The sequence below is a fragment of the Gracilibacillus sp. Marseille-QA3620 genome (assembly GCF_054950035.1).
In genome coordinates this window covers 895520-911880 of sequence record NZ_CM143102.1, presented here as the reverse complement: position 1 = coordinate 911880, position 16361 = coordinate 895520, and the positions used below count along the sequence as shown (strand labels likewise).

The 16361-nt window shown below is 41.5% G+C and carries 14 protein-coding genes and 1 riboswitch; of the genes, 3 read left to right on the top strand and 11 right to left on the bottom strand.

Annotated features, from left to right (window positions below; genetic code table 11):
• Nucleotides 1–335: 335 nt before the first annotated feature.
• Nucleotides 336–680, bottom strand: coding sequence for a winged helix-turn-helix transcriptional regulator (locus ACY8DX_RS04595; RefSeq protein WP_049671933.1), 345 nt, complete (start codon nucleotides 678–680; stop codon nucleotides 336–338).
• 129 nt (nucleotides 681–809) lie between these two features.
• On the opposite strand from ACY8DX_RS04595, the gene ACY8DX_RS04590 reads away from it, so the two are divergent.
• Complete coding sequence (locus ACY8DX_RS04590; protein WP_049671934.1) at nucleotides 810–1427, top strand: nitroreductase family protein; 618 nt, start codon at nucleotides 810–812, stop codon at nucleotides 1425–1427.
• 52 nt (nucleotides 1428–1479) lie between these two features.
• Here the strand turns inward: ACY8DX_RS04590 and thiT are convergent, their stop codons facing one another.
• The 3 genes from thiT to ACY8DX_RS04575 form a co-directional block, all read right to left on the bottom strand.
• Nucleotides 1480–2061 carry an energy-coupled thiamine transporter ThiT gene (gene thiT, locus ACY8DX_RS04585; RefSeq protein ID WP_049671935.1) on the bottom strand — a complete coding sequence of 194 codons (582 nt, stop codon included), beginning with the start codon at nucleotides 2059–2061 and terminating at the stop codon, nucleotides 1480–1482.
• Nucleotides 2062–2171: 110 nt separating this feature from the next.
• Nucleotides 2172–2274: riboswitch (TPP riboswitch) on the bottom strand.
• 68 nt (nucleotides 2275–2342) lie between these two features.
• Nucleotides 2343–3584, bottom strand: coding sequence for a dicarboxylate/amino acid:cation symporter (locus ACY8DX_RS04580; protein ID WP_462406272.1), 1242 nt, complete (start codon nucleotides 3582–3584; stop codon nucleotides 2343–2345).
• A gap of 276 nt (nucleotides 3585–3860) precedes the next feature.
• On the bottom strand, nucleotides 3861–4067 hold the full coding sequence (locus tag ACY8DX_RS04575) for an Lmo0850 family protein (RefSeq protein WP_442853811.1): 207 nt from the start codon (nucleotides 4065–4067) through the stop codon (nucleotides 3861–3863).
• A 532-nt stretch (nucleotides 4068–4599) separates the two neighbouring features.
• Between ACY8DX_RS04575 and ACY8DX_RS04570 the strand changes: the two genes are divergently transcribed.
• Complete coding sequence (locus ACY8DX_RS04570) at nucleotides 4600–5985, top strand: hemolysin family protein (RefSeq protein WP_049671937.1); 1386 nt, start codon at nucleotides 4600–4602, stop codon at nucleotides 5983–5985.
• A gap of 67 nt (nucleotides 5986–6052) precedes the next feature.
• Here the strand turns inward: ACY8DX_RS04570 and ACY8DX_RS04565 are convergent, their stop codons facing one another.
• From ACY8DX_RS04565 to ACY8DX_RS04535, 7 genes are all read right to left on the bottom strand, one after another.
• A complete protein-coding gene (locus ACY8DX_RS04565) occupies nucleotides 6053–7156 on the bottom strand; it encodes an AI-2E family transporter (RefSeq protein WP_439802480.1) in 1104 nt (367 codons plus the stop codon).
• 132 nt (nucleotides 7157–7288) lie between these two features.
• The gene (locus ACY8DX_RS04560; protein WP_049671939.1) at nucleotides 7289–8515 is read right to left on the bottom strand and encodes an aminopeptidase; all 1227 of its coding nucleotides are present in this window, start codon (nucleotides 8513–8515) and stop codon (nucleotides 7289–7291) included.
• Nucleotides 8516–8617: 102 nt separating this feature from the next.
• Nucleotides 8618–9286 carry a molybdate ABC transporter permease subunit gene (modB, locus tag ACY8DX_RS04555; protein ID WP_049671940.1) on the bottom strand — a complete coding sequence of 223 codons (669 nt, stop codon included), beginning with the start codon at nucleotides 9284–9286 and terminating at the stop codon, nucleotides 8618–8620.
• 3 nt (nucleotides 9287–9289) lie between these two features.
• Nucleotides 9290–10069 carry a molybdate ABC transporter substrate-binding protein gene (modA, locus tag ACY8DX_RS04550; RefSeq protein ID WP_049671941.1) on the bottom strand — a complete coding sequence of 260 codons (780 nt, stop codon included), beginning with the start codon at nucleotides 10067–10069 and terminating at the stop codon, nucleotides 9290–9292.
• A gap of 129 nt (nucleotides 10070–10198) precedes the next feature.
• The gene (locus tag ACY8DX_RS04545; RefSeq protein WP_049671942.1) at nucleotides 10199–11089 is read right to left on the bottom strand and encodes a cation diffusion facilitator family transporter; all 891 of its coding nucleotides are present in this window, start codon (nucleotides 11087–11089) and stop codon (nucleotides 10199–10201) included.
• A gap of 161 nt (nucleotides 11090–11250) precedes the next feature.
• Nucleotides 11251–12189 carry a magnesium transporter CorA family protein gene (locus tag ACY8DX_RS04540; protein WP_049671943.1) on the bottom strand — a complete coding sequence of 313 codons (939 nt, stop codon included), beginning with the start codon at nucleotides 12187–12189 and terminating at the stop codon, nucleotides 11251–11253.
• A gap of 286 nt (nucleotides 12190–12475) precedes the next feature.
• Entirely contained in the window at nucleotides 12476–12826 is a 351-nt protein-coding gene (locus tag ACY8DX_RS04535) for a KGG domain-containing protein (RefSeq protein WP_439802479.1), read from the bottom strand.
• 165 nt (nucleotides 12827–12991) lie between these two features.
• Between ACY8DX_RS04535 and ACY8DX_RS04530 the strand changes: the two genes are divergently transcribed.
• Entirely contained in the window at nucleotides 12992–16330 is a 3339-nt protein-coding gene (locus tag ACY8DX_RS04530) for a hypothetical protein (RefSeq protein ID WP_049671944.1), read from the top strand.
• Nucleotides 16331–16361 lie beyond the last annotated feature (31 nt).

Below are 16361 nucleotides of genomic sequence, written 5' to 3'. Positions count from 1 at the left end.
AAAAAACCTACTGACAAGGCTGTCAGTAGATTTATCGTCTTCCATGCTGATTTTTTTTATGATTTTCACCTGTCTCTTTCATGTCGTATATTGCCTGACGAAGTTATCTTGCAAGAGGCTTTATAGCAAACTTGCCTTTTAAGGACTTTTTGGCATGCTTTATTAGACATATGCCCGCATACCCAAAGATGAGGTTACCAGCAATTACATCGAATATGATCGCCCCAGATAATGAGCAGGAAGATCATTGATGATGCAATATCCATCCTTTTTCACCTGCATAGAAAAAGCCGGAGAGCCTCCCTTTTAAGGGGTGATTCTCCGACATTACTTCCTCATTTCTTCTCCAGTTGGTTTTTATATTCAACCCATTTACGAATTGATACAATCACATCTTTCAATGCTTCGCCGCTCGGGGTCAATTCATACTGAACCTTCTTCAAGGAACCATCCAAATAGCTTTTCTTCACTAATTCTTCTTTTACTAATTCATTCAATCTTTCTGTCAGAACTCTGTCGGAAATTCCTTCAATCATTCCAGTGAGTTCATGATATCGTTTCGGGCCATCCAGCAAAGAGTAGATAATGATTCCCATCCATTTCCGTCCGATGAATTCAATTGTTTGATGAAAATCACTGCATATATGGCACTTCTGGCCTTTATCTAGTGCTCCTGGCATATCATTCGCCTCCAACCTTGTGCTCTTATTATCATAACATGAATACTTTACGTTGACACATTAACTTACTTTTGGTAAGTTATCATTATTAAGAAACTAACTTTAAGTAAGTTTACAAGGAGAGTATCTATGTCACATTTAGAAGAACTAATCAAACAGCGTAAATCTGTCCGAAGCTATAATTCGGAATTCAAGATGGATAAAGAGGAAATTCTGGAACTATTAAGTCTGGCATCCGAGGCTCCATCTTCTAGCAATTTGCAGCCATGGCGCTTTATCGTCATCCACAATAAAGAGCTTCAAAAAGAAATAAGAGCACTTGGCTTCAATCAGGCACAGATTGAAGACTCCTCTGCTATCGTTGCTGTTATAGGTGATATTGAAGCATATAAGAACGTCGAAAAAATATACAGCCTTAATGTTGAGAAGGGTTATATGGACCAAAGCATTGCTGATCGTACGATTAAACAAACATTGAACGCATACCCATCCATGCCGAAGGAAGCATTAATGCAAATTGCAGCCTATGATGCTGGCTCCATTGCCATGCAATTCATGCTGCTTGCTAAGGAACGCGGCTACGATACTATCACAATGGGCGGTTTCGACAAAGCTGCTTTTGCTAAGCGCTTTGACTTGCCTGACAATCATTTCCCAATCACCCTGATTGCTATTGGTAAAGCTGCAGCACCGGCATTCAATACAACACGCCTGCCTATTGAAACATTGACAACATATATCGACTAACAAAAAGCCGCCCAACTACAAGTGGGGCGGCTTTTTTCTATTCTATCATACATTAATGGGCCGGCTTCTTTAAGACTAATTGCGGAGCCGAAGATGAAAGTAGAAGAATGACTCCTCCAGAAACAATCACGCTCGGCAGCAAATAGGATAAATTATAAAGCAAAGAAAACACGATAACAGACTGACCATCTGCCGCGCCAGACCCAAAGAATACGACTCCCGCAATAAAGTGAGCAAGAAACCGCAAAGAGCTTCCAAGGAGAATACCCCCAACAACAAACATCATATTCCTCTTTCGATTCTTTCCATTGTCTGTTTGAATCTGACTGAACAGGATGCCTGCCAGACCAACCGCCGAAAAGGCGACGATATAGTCAAGAAACCCTTGTACAGGCGTCAATATATAAGCTGTTCCTGATACGATTTGCAGTAAGCCTAATAGCAGCCCTGTCACAACACCGCCTTTTACACCCCAGCGGATTGCCATAAGAAAGATTGGCACCATCGCAATAGAAATACTGCCCCCTTGTGCCCATAAACTAAGCGACATAATATTCCCCAGAAAATCAAATACAAATGCCAATGCTGCAAAAATAGCCACCTCTACCAAATACAATAACCGGTTGTTTCTCATCTTTTTCCCCTTTCTTTTTGGAGGAGTACCGAAGTCTCTCGAGAAAGCGGGCTAAAAAAATGCAAAAAAGCAATGTGCGTCAAAAAATGGCACACATTGCTTTACACAATCGCATTTATCCGCCACATTCCTACGCTAGAATTAACTAACAGGTTCGAAGGGTCAGAATTCGAACATTCACTCTCAGCCTCACAGGCTCCCCTTGTGGAATAATCTATATTCATGTACTTTCATGTTACTAGAATGGCTTTCCAATAGCAAGGAAAGTATACATCTGTTTCTTATGCAATCATTTCGTTTGCTTCTTGGTTTACTTCACGTTTTTTCTCTGATTCAGCAATAATAACCGCACAGGAAGCGTCCCCTGTGATATTTACAGCTGTTCTTGCCATATCAAGCAAGCGGTCAATTCCGAGAATCAGGCCAATCCCTTCAACCGGCAACCCAACTTGCTCAAGCACCATCGCAAGCAAGATCAACCCTGCGCCTGGTACGCCTGCTGAACCAACGCTTGCCAAAACAGCCGTAAAAATAACGGAAATCAGCTGAGGTGTCGTTAAATCAACTCCGTACGTTTGGGCAATAAAGACTACAGCGACTCCTTGAAGGATTCCTGTTCCGTCCATATTTATGGTAGCACCAAGCGGCTGAACAAAGCTTGAGATATTTTTCGGAACATTTAAGGCTCTTTGGGCAGTATCCATCGCTACAGGAAGCGAAGCACTGCTTGAAGATGTACTAAATCCTACAGCCATTGCAGGAGCAAAGTTCTTAAAGAAATCAATTGGATTTCGGCGGCCAAGAACGGCAATCGCTCCTCCATATACAAATACGGTATGGATGATTAACGCTAGGATAACAACCACCATGTATAGGCCCATACTCTTAATAGCAGACACCCCTTGGCTTCCTACAGCTGTTGCTACCAAGGCAAATGTCGCATATGGTGCCGTCTTCATGATGAAGTTAACAAGGTAAACCAGCACTTCTTGACCCTGCTCCAATAAATGGACCAGACCTTTTGTTTTAGAACCAAGTGCACTAATTCCAATACCGAAGAATATAGACATAACAATTACTTGAAGCATATTTCCTTCAGCCATGGCTTGGATTGGGTTTTTAGGAATGATATTGATGAGAGTTTCAATTACTGAGGGGGCTTGACTTGCCGTATATTCAGCAGCAGATAAGTTAACATGAGCGCTCGCACCCGGCTTGATAAGCAAGGCAAGACCTAATCCGATGGTGATAGCAAAAGCAGTCGTAGCCAAGAAATACAGCATGGTTTTCCCGCCAATGCGTCCGAGCTTTTTCGGATCGCCGAGTCCAGCAGTTCCTAATGTGATGGATATCAATACAATCGGCACGACAAGCATCGTGATTGCATTAATAAATAATGAACCAATTGGATCGAAGATATACATATCAAAGATGCCAAATAGTTCAGAGGAAAATTGATTCAGACCTAAACCAACCAATACACCTGTAATTAAACCTATAATAATTCTTATGGTAAGCTTCATTGATGACCTCCTCTAAATTCAAGCAAACGATTGTTTCCCTAACTATTGCAAGCCATAAAAAATTCCTCAAACGAGGATAATAGAAAAGAAATATTCAATCTTTTTAGATATCAACAATTACTTTTCTAATATAATAATAGACAAGTTTTTAAGAAACAACAATGGTAAGAATTACACGCATCAATCAATTCACTTTATGTAGACACAAAAAAGACGCTTCAACAGGAGCGCCTTAGGTTATCACCTTATTTAAAAACATAGCTTGTATGTTTTACATTAATGACTCTTCACTTCTACTTGTTTCTTTAAAGAATATGGGTTCTGTAACAATTCGCTGAATGTTGACTCAGAACATACTAAGCTAGAGAAGATTTCATTACGGGATTTTGTTTTTTCAATCTTTACGCCCTGTATCTTAAATTTAGATACGATATCCATTCTCACATTCTCCACCTTCTGATTTTTTGCTAACCAGTATTTCATTTACCCGAAAATAATGCAGCGAAACATCGTTTGAGCAAAATACTTGACTGTTTCAAACGATGATGTTCTATTCGAGATTTCTAATAGCCAATTAGTCAAAGAGAGCTTTTATTGCTTGTCATCATGCGTTCAGGCACGAATTCACTTCAATGCCAATCATCCAAGGCGGTGGGGGAAACGCCTCATAAGTACATATGTATGTCAATCAATACGCACAAAACTCACAACATTTAAATTGTACTAAACTATAAAAAAAAATAAAGGGACTTTTTTCTTTTTTTCTCAAAAATTGATTTGTTTTTAAAAATGTACCTAAAACAAATGATATTCGGTTAGAAATTTAATATAATAAGAAGTAATAACCATTTTTACTACTTCTCTTTATTTTAAAGGGGGGATTTACATGGGAAGTTGATCGCCAGCTATCCAGTCGGACTATGCTTGCATTTGACGTTAAACCATACAGCTGTTAACAGCTTATTATCACAGGAGGTGACTCCTTTACCGTCTAATCACGGTTAAAGGAAAATTATTGGACATATGGAATTTGGTTTTTATAGCCATTTTGATTGCACTGACCGCATTCTTTGTTGCGTCAGAGTTCGCGATTGTCAAGATTCGCTCCTCGCGAATTGATCAGTTAATGGAGGAAGGAAACCGGCGGGCAATAAGCGCCAAAAACATCGTTACGAATCTGGATGAGTATTTATCCGCCTGCCAGCTTGGGATCACCATTACAGCCCTCGCTTTAGGATGGATTGGGGAAGAAACCTTTGAATCCCTTCTCGCTCCCTTATTCGCACTGTTTTCCCTGCCTGAGACTGTTACAACGCCACTCGTCGTCGTTATTGCTTTTCTGCTGATTACCTTCATCCACGTCGTAATCGGCGAATTAGCTCCAAAGACGATTGCTATTCAAAAAGCGGAAGCAATTGCTCTTTTATTCTCAAGACCTCTCATGGCATTCTACAAAATTATGTATCCATTTATCTGGCTGCTTAATGGTTCTGCCCGGTTGATCATCCGCATGCTCGGTCTTCATCCCGCTTCAGAACATGAAATTGCCCATACGGAAGAGGAATTGCAGATTATTCTTTCAGACAGTTATAAGAGCGGCGAAATTAACCAATCTGAATTTAAATATGTGAATAATATTTTTGAATTTGATAACCGAGTCGCTAAAGAAATCATGGTTCCTCGAACCGAAATGGTCTCCTTATCCAAGGTGGATTCCATCAAGGACTTTATTCAGATGTACCATGAAGAGAAATTCACTCGTTATCCGGTCATTGACGGTGACAAGGACCATATCGTCGGACTTGTCAACGTAAAAGAGGTATTGACCGATGTTGTCGTAGATGAGAGCATTTCAAATTCAACCATTCAAGAATATATAAGGCCAATCATCCATGTCATTGACACCATTCCAATCCATGATTTACTGGCGAGAATGCAATCTGAACGGATTCATATGGCAGTCCTGATGGATGAATACGGAGGCACTTCCGGATTAGTCACCATCGAAGACATCGTCGAAGAGATTGTTGGTGAGATACGAGATGAATTCGATAGTGATGAGATTCCGGAGATTCGGAAGAATACAGATGGATCTTACATCGTTGATTCTAAGGTACTTCTCAGTGAAATTAATGACCTGCTTGGCACGGCCCTCGATGATACCGATATTGACACAATCGGCGGATGGGTCCTGACCGAGAAGTATGAAGCAAAGCTTGGTGATATGCTTGAGATTGGCGATTATGAAATTACGATTATCGATATGGAGGAACATCATATCCGCTATCTCGAAATCCGCAAAAAACCGCGGGAAGCTCAGCCCCTCACCTCTCACAGCACAGCTGCAGAAGGAGAGAGCCAGCTGTTCACCCAGCCATTATCAAGCAGTACAATAGAATAAAGAAAAACACACGTGAAACCACGTGTGTTTTTCTTTTTTATTCTTCTTTCATCAATTCCTCTGCTTATCAAGCATCCTCTGTAATGACGGTATGCTTTGCCCGGTAAAGCTTAACAAGCCGGACGATATTCTTCGTAATTGTCTTAACAACCGCATAAGTTGGAACGGCAAGTATCATGCCAAGGATCCCAGCTAATGAACCAGCAACTAGCAAAATCATGATGATGGTCAGCGGATGAATATTCAATGACTTCCCGATAATCAATGGGGATATAAGATTACCGTCCAGCTGCTGCACGATCACAATAATCAGGATGACCAAAATGGCAACCAAAGGCGATTGGAATAGCCCGACAGCCACTGCTGGTGCAGCACCGATAAATGGACCAACATACGGGATGATATTCGTGACCGCAATCACGAGTCCAAGCGTCAAGGCATAAGGCAGATCAATCAGCAAAAAGCCAATGAAACAAGCCGTACCAACGAAGATACATACCGTAATCTGACCCTGTATATAATTGGCCAAGGTTTGAGAGGTCTCCTGAATAACAACAAGTCCTTCTTTCCTAAATGAGGCTGGGAGAAACTTCATCAATGCACCTGGCAATTTATGACCATCCTTCAGCATGTAGAAAAGGATAAATGGAACCGTAATAATAATCAGCGTCAAACTGGTGATAAACGAAACAACAGCTGATATGCCGGTAGTAATATTGCTTGTAATATTAGTCGTAAACGCAAGCAAGCGGTCCTTTATTTCTTCAAATTCAATAAACTCCTGCTCTACCACGTAATTGAACCAATTAGATTTTGAGGCATCCTCAATGAATGCGACAACATCATCTACAAATTGCGGGGTATTCTTAGCGATATCTGTGATTTGTTCAGAAACAACAGGCACTACTTTTGTAATTCCAATTGTAATTAAACCGATAAGCGCTATGTATAAAATCAAGATTCCAACAATCTTTGGAACCTTCCACCTCATGAGCAGCTTTAAGACGGGATTTAACAAGTAAAATAAGAATCCCGAAATCAAAATCGGGAAAAACAGTGTTGAGATAAAGATTCCAATTGGATGGAATAGAAAAGAGATTTTCGTGCTCACATAAATAATAATCAGCAGCAACAGGATCTCCAAAGTCCAAAACTGTAATTTAGATTTCAACGGTTTCTTCCACTCCTTAACATTCTTCCATTTATTATAGCGTAAATTACCGGCGATAAACTACTCCTTTTAAAGGAGTAGAAGATAATGATAAAAGAAGGCCAAGGGTCCTTGACCCAAGGCCTAAATTAATTAAAATGCCCAGTTTCCGCCGCGGAAGATTGGTTCAAGTGTCCCGTCCGCAAGCTCACCGTCAATATCCATCTCCGCAGAGCCAATCATGAAATCTACATGGGTAATGCTATTGTTCACACCATTATCAATCAGCTCCTGCTCTGACATTTCCTTTCCACCTTTCAAGCAGAAGGCATAACCGGAGCCAATGGCTAAATGGTTAGAAGCATTCTCATCAAATAATGTATTATAGAACAACACATTCGTATCAGATATCGGCGAACGATGAGGCACTAACGCCACTTCTCCAAGATATCTAGATCCTTCATCTGTATCAAGAAGACTAAGAAGGACATCCTCTCCTGTCTCAGCCTTCGCACTAACCGCTTTTCCGTTCTCAAATGTCAAGGAGAAGCGGTCAATAACATTTCCGCCATAGCTGAGCGGCTTCGTGCTGGCCACCGTTCCATTGACCCCTTCTTTCAATGGGACTGTAAACACTTCCTCCGTCGGCATATTGGCCATGAAGGAGTGACCTTTGGCATTGATACTTCCCGCCCCGCACCATTCATGCTTGTCGGAAAGCTGAATAGTTAAGTCCGTTCCTGGCGCACGATAATGTAAGGCTTTATATTTCTTCTCGTTTAAGTAATCTGCCTTTGCACGCAGTGTATGATCATGCTCTATCCATGTTTGAACAGGATCGGCTGAATCAACGCGCACTGCTTTTAGAATAGCATCCCATAACATTTCAACGCTGTTTTCCGCATCTGGGAATACTTTATTTGCCCATTTTTGGCCGGCAGCTGCGATGACACTCCAGCTGAATTTATCTGCCTGCATGGCTTGACGGAATTTATTAAGTGCTGTGCCAGTAGCCTTTTGATAATTTGCGATACGTTTTGCTTCGATGCCCTTCAAGGCATCTGGGCTTTGCGATACGATTGATATGATTGCTCCGCCTTTTTCGATTAAATATTCTTTTTGAGCGACGAGCCATTCAGGCACTTCACTGAAGGCATCTTCCGGCGCAAGCTCAAATTTAGCACGAGTCACTTCTTCATCCGCCCAGTCCACATAAACATGACGTGCTCCTGCCTCATAGGCTTTGCGAACTACCTTGCGGGTAAATGGTGCGACCTCTACTGAGGATGATATGTATAATATTTGATCTTTCTGAATATTAACCCCGACTTTGACAGCTAGCTCAGCATATTTATCTAATCTTTGCTCCAAATTCATCATTCCAGCTCCCTTATTTCATTATCAATACCTATTTTACCATTAGTCAGCCCTATAACGCATTATCACATCTTGAGCTTTCAAAAAATTTAATCTTCTCGCCAATTAAGAATGCGTCCTTTGAAAAATTTGCACAACGACAAGCATGCCAATAGACATGAGAATCATCATGCCCACCCAAGCCCAGGCAAGTGTTGATTGGCCTGATTCAAATGCCATGTATATCGCAATCGGCATTGTTTGGGTCTTCCCAGGTATATTTCCGGCAAACATAAGCGTCGCTCCAAACTCTCCGAGCGCACGCGCAAATGTAAGAATGGCTCCAGCGAGCAGGGCTTTTGCCGAAAGCGGGATAGAAATCCTCCAAAAAACCTTCCATTCGCTTCCCCCGTCCACCCTGGCCGCATCCTCTATCTCCTGATCAACGGCAGCAAAGCCAGCCTTCGCGCTTTGATACATTAATGGAAATGCGACAACTGTGGAAGCAATCGCAGCCGCACTCCATGTGAAAATAATGGATTGATTAAATAAAGTATAAATCAACTCTCCAACTGGGCTCCTCTGCCCAAAGATAACGACTAGAAGAAATCCGATTACGGTTGGCGGCAGCACAATCGGGAGAAGAAAAAAGGTTTCAATCAGCATCCTCCCCTTCATTGATTGCCGCTTGACCATTATTCTAGCCGACATGATACCCAAAAAGACAGCCAGCAGACCGGAGATGGCTGCTATTTCAATAGATAGTTTGATTGGTGCCCAAAAATCGATTTGCATTGTTTACTTCAACCCTTTAAACCCATACTTTTCAAATATCTTTTGCGCCTCATCTGATTGGAGATACCTATATAATTCTTCCGCATTCTCCTTTTCCTTGCTTGAAGAAATAACACCGGCCGGATAGATAATGGCCTCATGACTCTCATCAGGAACCGTATCAATGACCTTCACCTGACTAGAGTTTTTCGCATCTGTTGCATAAACAAAGCCAACCTCAACATTCCCTGTTTCCACATAGGTGAGAACCTGTGTGACATCCTTTGTGGGGACAAGCTTATCTTTAACTGTTTCCCACAGACCAAGTGCCTCAAGTGACTGCTTAGCATATTGTCCTGCTGGAACGGAATCAGGAGAGCCTATCGCAATCTTAGAGGCAGATTCAAGATTCTCTATTCCTCGCATCTCTGATTGATCACCCGCCACGAGCACCAGCTCATTGCTAAGAAGATTCGTTTGTGCCTCCTTATCAATCCATCCATTCTGAAGGAGAAGTTCAAAGGGTTCAATGGCAGCTGAGATAAACAAATCAGCCGGAGCTCCATTCTCTATTTGATGCTGAAGCGCACCTGAACCGCCGTAATTAAAAACGAGCGAGATATCTTCATTCTCTTCCTCATAAACCGTCTTAATTTCACCGAGTACATTCTGAAGACTTGCTGCAGCACTAATGATGAGTTCAACCTTCTCCTTACTCTCTCCTTCTGAAGACTGGCATCCAGCTAAAGTCAGAAGGAAAAGAAGGGCTAATACATACAGACAGTTCTTTCCTCTTTTCATCATTTCCCTTCTTCCTTCCCGTCACTATTATTTTCTACTATATCATTATCCAAAGGAAAAAATAGCAAAAAACATTCTGATGATTGGACATAAAAAAGCCAACTTGCACCCCGGGGCACAAATTGGCTTTTGTCATTCAGGAAAGTATGGATTAAGATGAATCAATACTTCCTCTATATGGTCAAATTTCTCCATTAATGTATGCTTAATATCACGCGAAAGATCATGTCCCTGCTTAATGGTCTTATCTTGATCAATGGAGATGCGGATATCCATTATAATATAATGTCCGTGCTCTCGCGCTCTGATTCTGTCAATGCGCCTGACATCCGGGAAAGCTGTCACAATGTCTCTGAATTGGTCCATAAGCTCTTGACTCACATTGCGCTCAATAAGGATATCAAAGGACTCCGTCAGCATTTCCTTGGCAATCTTGAATATTAGATAAGCGACGAATATACTGGCAATTTTATCCCCATATAGAAGGAACCCAATGCCAAACTTATCACCAAGATAGGATACGAGCACCCCTATCGCTGCGGCAAGTGATGCTACGATATCCGCTTTATGGTCATAGGCAATCGCTTCGATGGCCTTACTATTCATCCTCTTGCCCACACTCATTGAATAGCGGAACAAGCATTCTTTAGCGACATAAGAAAACAGTCCAACCCAAAACGCAATAAAGCTTGGAGCTTCCACTGGGTGGAAAAACCCTGCAATGCCTTCATAGACAATATAAAGAGACACAAGGAAGAGCAGTATCCCGATAATGCCAGATACAATAACCTCCGCTTTTCCATGTCCATATGGATGCTCCAGGTCTGCAGGCTTATTGGAGACCCTTATGACTAATAAGACAATAACAGAAGCAAACACATCAGCCGCCGAGTGAATACCATCCGCAAATAAAGCATCGCTGGCTGCCCATAAGCCGATGAACAGCTTTCCAAGCGTAAGAATAATATTGCTCCAAATACTGATCCAAGCAACCCGTTTAGCCGCACTTTCTCTAAATTCCACTGATGTATTCACCTCATCTAATTAAACAAATATTTCCTGCACAAACCTTAAGTGTAGCTCTATCTTATATCCCTTTCAACTAAGGACTACCACCATTCTTCTTACTTCAATAGCGAATAAGCTTAGTCTGCCCCAAAAAAAAAGATAGCGAACCGCTATCTTTAAAAGTACTTCTTCTTCCAAAATATGATAGTTGTGACAGATGATAACAAAAGTGCAACAAATATAACGCCTATAAAGGCATAAGGATTGTTTTGATAAGGCAGATCAACGTTCATTCCATATATACTGGCCACAATCGTCGGGAAAGACAAGATAATGGTGATGGAAGTCAGGAATTTCATGACGATATTTAAGTTATTTGAGATAACCGATGCGAATGTATTCATCATACTGGTAAGAATTGAGTGATACGTCTCAGCCATTTCAATCGCCTGGGTGTTTTCAATAATGACATCCTCCAGCAAATCCTTATCCTCTTCATACATTTTCAAATGATTGAGGCGCAGCATTTTCTGCAGCACAATTTTGTTGGATTTTAAGGATGTTGTAAAATAAACTAAACTCTTCTCCAAGGAGAGGAAGGCATATAATTCCTCATTCTTCATGGATTGATGGAGTTCTTTCTCTATGTCATCGGTCTTCCGGTTGATTTGCTTTAAGTATCGTAAATAGTAGGTGGAGATATGAAAGAGAATTTGCAAGGCAAAACGGGTTTTCTTATACGTAAAGAACCCTTTTATTTTCTTATTAATGAAGTCCATGATAATTGGATTCTCAATCAGTGAGATGGTGATAAAGCATTCTTCTGTCACAATCAAACCAATCGGGAGGGTTTCATAGACAGGGAAGCCTGAATCATCATAAATAATGTAGGGGAAGTCAACGATAATCAATACATGATTATCTTCCTTCTCCAAACGTGAGCGCTCCTCATCATCGAGCGGGTCTTTAATGAAGTCTTCCGGAATGTTCAAGCGTTCTGATATGAGCTTAATCTCTGATTCGCTCGGCGCGACCATATTCACCCAGCAGCCCTTTTGCAGGTCATCAATTTTTTTCAATGTATTTGCTGAGTCTGTAATGTAGTATTCCAACATGTAACAAAAACCTCCTCTTTTAGAGGGAAGCACCAACTCTTTTGACAGGATTGATTATTATCTTTCCCCACTTTTCAAAAAAAGCACCATTGGGTTCCCCAGTTTTACTCGTGTCCGGGTCTCCCGAGTCGTAGTTACTCAATAATATCAACTCCTTTTCATTCGTTATGCCTATTACATCTTATACCTAACTTTCATGAATGTGCAACGGGAAAAATCAGTATATAAAAAAGAAGCCCGCCTCATACTGAGGCAAACTTCTTAAAACCAGTCCCCTATAGGACATTTAGCCATTTCCGGCCTTCGCCTGGCCATTCCGGTTCTTAGCAGCTGTCTCTCCGCCCTTCTTCCCAATCTCTCGGTAGAAGTCCTTATCGAATTTCTTTGCTGTCGCACTTCCGCCCTTTTGGCCAATTTCTTTATAGAATTCACTTGTATGCTTTTCAGAGGTTGAGCTTCCGCCTTTTTGCCCGATTCCTTGATAGAATTCTTTATCATGCTTGTCTGCCGTTGATTTACCGCCTTTTTGTCCAATCTTTTTGTAGAAATCAGGGGTATGCTTCTTCGCGGTGGCAAGCCCGCCTTTTCTGCCCGCCTCGGCACGCGTCATTTTCAATTTCTCTTCTTTGTTGTCCACTCAATTCCTCTCCTTATTCCAAGTTGTTACAATTCTTATAGCCATTTACTAATAAACTAAACAAATAAATAACTCGTTTAATCTTTTTGTAACGAGACTGATACAAAAAAAGGAGTTTACCAATACAGTCCGGAATATATTCCTAAAGGAAGGGAGGAATGCCCATTGGAACACGAGGATATTTTTATAACACATCTCAGAAAGCTTTATCGCTCCGGGCTTATTTCAGATAAGGCATTCAAGCAAGTCTATACAGCCCATGAACAATTCCAAATCGAGAAAAGCCAGGCACTGAATAACCGGCCGGCTGTTCATCAGCCAATCGAAAATCCGCCAAAATCCGCCGCAGCGGTTAAGCCGATCAAACAAAAAGCACCTAAATCTAAGGCAGAGCTTAGAGAAAGGAATATTACTTGGTCATTAATTGCGGGGGTCATTATGCTCTTGTTTGGAGGACTTATGTTCGCAACAAATAATTGGAGCTCCTATTCGCCTATTGCGAAAACCTTATGGGTTGCACTTATTTGTCTTTTCTTTTACGGGATTCACCTTGTGACAGATAAGATTTTCAAAATCACTAAGAGTTCCTTCAGCTTTCTCGTTTTAGCTGCATTGTTTTTCCCCGTTATATGGGTCAGCGCAGGCTATTTCCACCTGTTTGGCACTTGGCTTTCGATTGACGGTGGCGGAAGATACCTCTTCGGCTTTCTATCTTCCTTCATCACAACTGCCTTATACCTTTATTTCATGCGGAGGCATTTCTCCTTGTTTTTCACTTCTTTTGTTTATGCTGGGATTACCATTACAGTGGGTTTCTTGGTCAAATTCATCATTATATCAGAAGACCTGTTCTTCCTTTGCATGACCTTGATTAATTTTCTGCTTCTTATAGGAAGAGAGCGGTTAACAAGCTGGGTGAATCACACCTTGTTCACCAACCACTATCATTTATACATACAGGCCAATCTTGTACTCGTCTCACTTTTCACCCTTTTCCTCTTTGAAAGCAAGACAATTAACGGCTTTAGCATTCTTCTTTCGAGTGTACTGTACCTTTTGGTGAGCCAGTATCAGAATCGAAAAGAATATTACTATATCTTCCCGATTTTGCTGATTTACGGGGTGTATCAAACCTTTAATCACTTATCTCATGAGGCTGCTGTTCTTCTGATGGCTGCCTTAGGATTTGTATTTACCGCACTTCTCCATTTCCAGCAGGAACGCTCATCTGCCGATTGGAGCACTCTGTATCGATACACTGGCACAGCAGTGACATTTATTGCGTTTAGTTATGTCTCACTTGATACCTTCTTTGTACAGAACGGGGATGAATTTGTGACGTCCATTGCCTATTTCCTTATGTATGCAACCATCCTTGCACTCACAAAGAAGATCCAGCTTGTTCCAATCGCTGGATTTGGAATTGTCTATCTCTTTTTAGGCTGCTTCTCACTCGGCCTAGCCTTGTCTGATTGGACCCATATGAGTTTGACTTGGCCGTTCCTATTAATCAGCACGCTCATCATGTATGGTGTTGTTCTCTTTGCTCCTTTTTCTTACCTTCAGAAGTATAAAATGGTCTATTACAATGCGGTGCATCTCATTTTTCTCTTATTGGCAGGCTATGCAGCAGTTGATTCTGTCCCTTTTGGTATTTGGCTGGTTACCATCATTCAATCCATCCTCTTATATATAGAGAGACAGTCTCCCTTAGCGAAGGTCGTTCCATTCCTTTTAGCGGTTGGCTGGTATTCCTTTTTCAGCGAATTTTCTACTGTAGATGGGAAATGGATTCCCTTCTACCTGGCCATCATCCTATGGCTCACGGCCCTTGCTGCTTATAGAAAGCTGCCGAAGATCCGTCTAATGTTTGATTATCTATCAGGAGGATTATATGCCTTAGGTATTCTTCTCTGTTTTGTCCCGGCAATCAATGAGCCTGACAATTTATGGCCTGTTTTCCTCTTTGCTTTTGGCATGATTTTATTCAGCCATCTGGCTAAAATCAATTCCGTTCGTTACCTATGGATTGGAGCAGGGCTTGCCTTTTTGTTCACCTATTTTGCCGCAATCCGGCTCTTTGATACCGGCAGTTGGGCTTCATTCCTCTGTCTCTTAGGTCCTGTCCTTTTGGCTGCAGCAGAATATTACCTCAAGAGAAGAATAGCTATCTTTCCATTCTTCCTCTATACCGCACTCATTAGCTTCCTCGTAGCCTGCATGATACTTGAGATAACAGGCATGAGTGCTGATTGGGAATACATCCTTGGGATTGGTCTCTTCTATTACGCCGGCAGGCTGGTTCATATGGAATGGATGAAAAAGCTGACACTGTACCTTTCTATGAGCTTCGTTCCCTTAATGATTGGAGAATGGGGGCTTAAGATGGATTGGTCGTTATCCACCCTAGCGCTTGTGCCTTTTATTTCAGCCCTGACCTATTTCTTTTATTGGCTGCTGGCTAATCCAGCTACTAAGAAACGCCTCATGTATTTCATCGTGCTGTTCATGTCTCTTGGCCTGCCCTCCTCCTTCTTTATGGATGAAGGCTATTCCATCATTTTTGTGCTCATTTATTCTGGGTTACTGATATTTTTCATCCATCAAACAAGGCTGTTTTTCATCCTGCTTTGGCCGATGCTCACCTTTATCCTGATATGGAAAGGATATGTGAGTACCTATTTATCAGACTCCATGTACCTGGAACTTGCGGGAGCTATGACAGCGATTCTTCTATTCACTGTTATGGGAACTTCGACATTCAAGCAGCCATTTCAGCATTCAGGAAAATGGATAAAGAGTGAGCCCATTTTGGATTGGTACTTGGTCGGTTCTTTTATTTACCTAGTTGCTTTTCCCGTGCCACATGATACATTCCTTTTCTTAAAGATGCTGCCGGGTCTTGTGGCTGCTGGTCTATTTTATGTCCAGATTCAGCGATTCGAAAATCAAAAATGGCGCAGAATCATGATGACCGTTACAATAATGGCGTTGCTTCAACCATATTATGTTCTAATAAGCAATATTGGCCTCCCTTCATATGTAGAAATGGAAGCTTATCTATTGCCGCTCATTTTCGTTCTTTTGATTTTGGAAAAGAAGGTCTGGAGATACAATGGAACACTCAGTCAGCTTCATAAGATTGCACTCGTTCTGACCTCAGCACTGATTGTGTATGACGCGATTCTTGAAAATAGCGTTGAAGAAGCTATTACCGTCGGCTCTCTTTCCTTAGCGGCTGCCATCTACGGCTTTTATGGCAAACGCCTATTGTATTTCTCGACAGGCATAAGCATGATTCTATTAAATGTATTCCTTCAGACAAGACCGTATTGGGGGAATCTCCCTTGGTGGTGGTATCTCTTTATTGGAGGAGCAATCTTGATTACGGTCGCTGCATTAAATGAATGGAAGGCTAAGAAAAATGAACAGAATGGGAAGAAGGAAAATCTCTTTCAAGAGATATCGAGAAGAATTAAGCTATACTTCAGAGGATGGAAATAGGCAAACTGATCGCTGTTTCCATACAAAAAGC

Coding starts and splice junctions, on each gene's coding strand:
- ACY8DX_RS04595 (WP_049671933.1), bottom strand. CDS start 680: ATGCCAGGAGCACTAGATAAAGGCCAGAAGTGCCATATATGCAGTGAT.
- ACY8DX_RS04590 (WP_049671934.1), top strand. CDS start 810: ATGTCACATTTAGAAGAACTAATCAAACAGCGTAAATCTGTCCGAAGC.
- thiT (WP_049671935.1), bottom strand. CDS start 2,061: ATGAGAAACAACCGGTTATTGTATTTGGTAGAGGTGGCTATTTTTGCA.
- ACY8DX_RS04580 (WP_462406272.1), bottom strand. CDS start 3,584: ATGAAGCTTACCATAAGAATTATTATAGGTTTAATTACAGGTGTATTG.
- ACY8DX_RS04575 (WP_442853811.1), bottom strand. CDS start 4,067: ATGAAATACTGGTTAGCAAAAAATCAGAAGGTGGAGAATGTGAGAATG.
- ACY8DX_RS04560 (WP_049671939.1), bottom strand. CDS start 8,515: ATGATGAATTTGGAGCAAAGATTAGATAAATATGCTGAGCTAGCTGTC.
- modB (WP_049671940.1), bottom strand. CDS start 9,286: ATGCAAATCGATTTTTGGGCACCAATCAAACTATCTATTGAAATAGCA.
- modA (WP_049671941.1), bottom strand. CDS start 10,069: ATGATGAAAAGAGGAAAGAACTGTCTGTATGTATTAGCCCTTCTTTTC.
- ACY8DX_RS04540 (WP_049671943.1), bottom strand. CDS start 12,189: ATGTTGGAATACTACATTACAGACTCAGCAAATACATTGAAAAAAATT.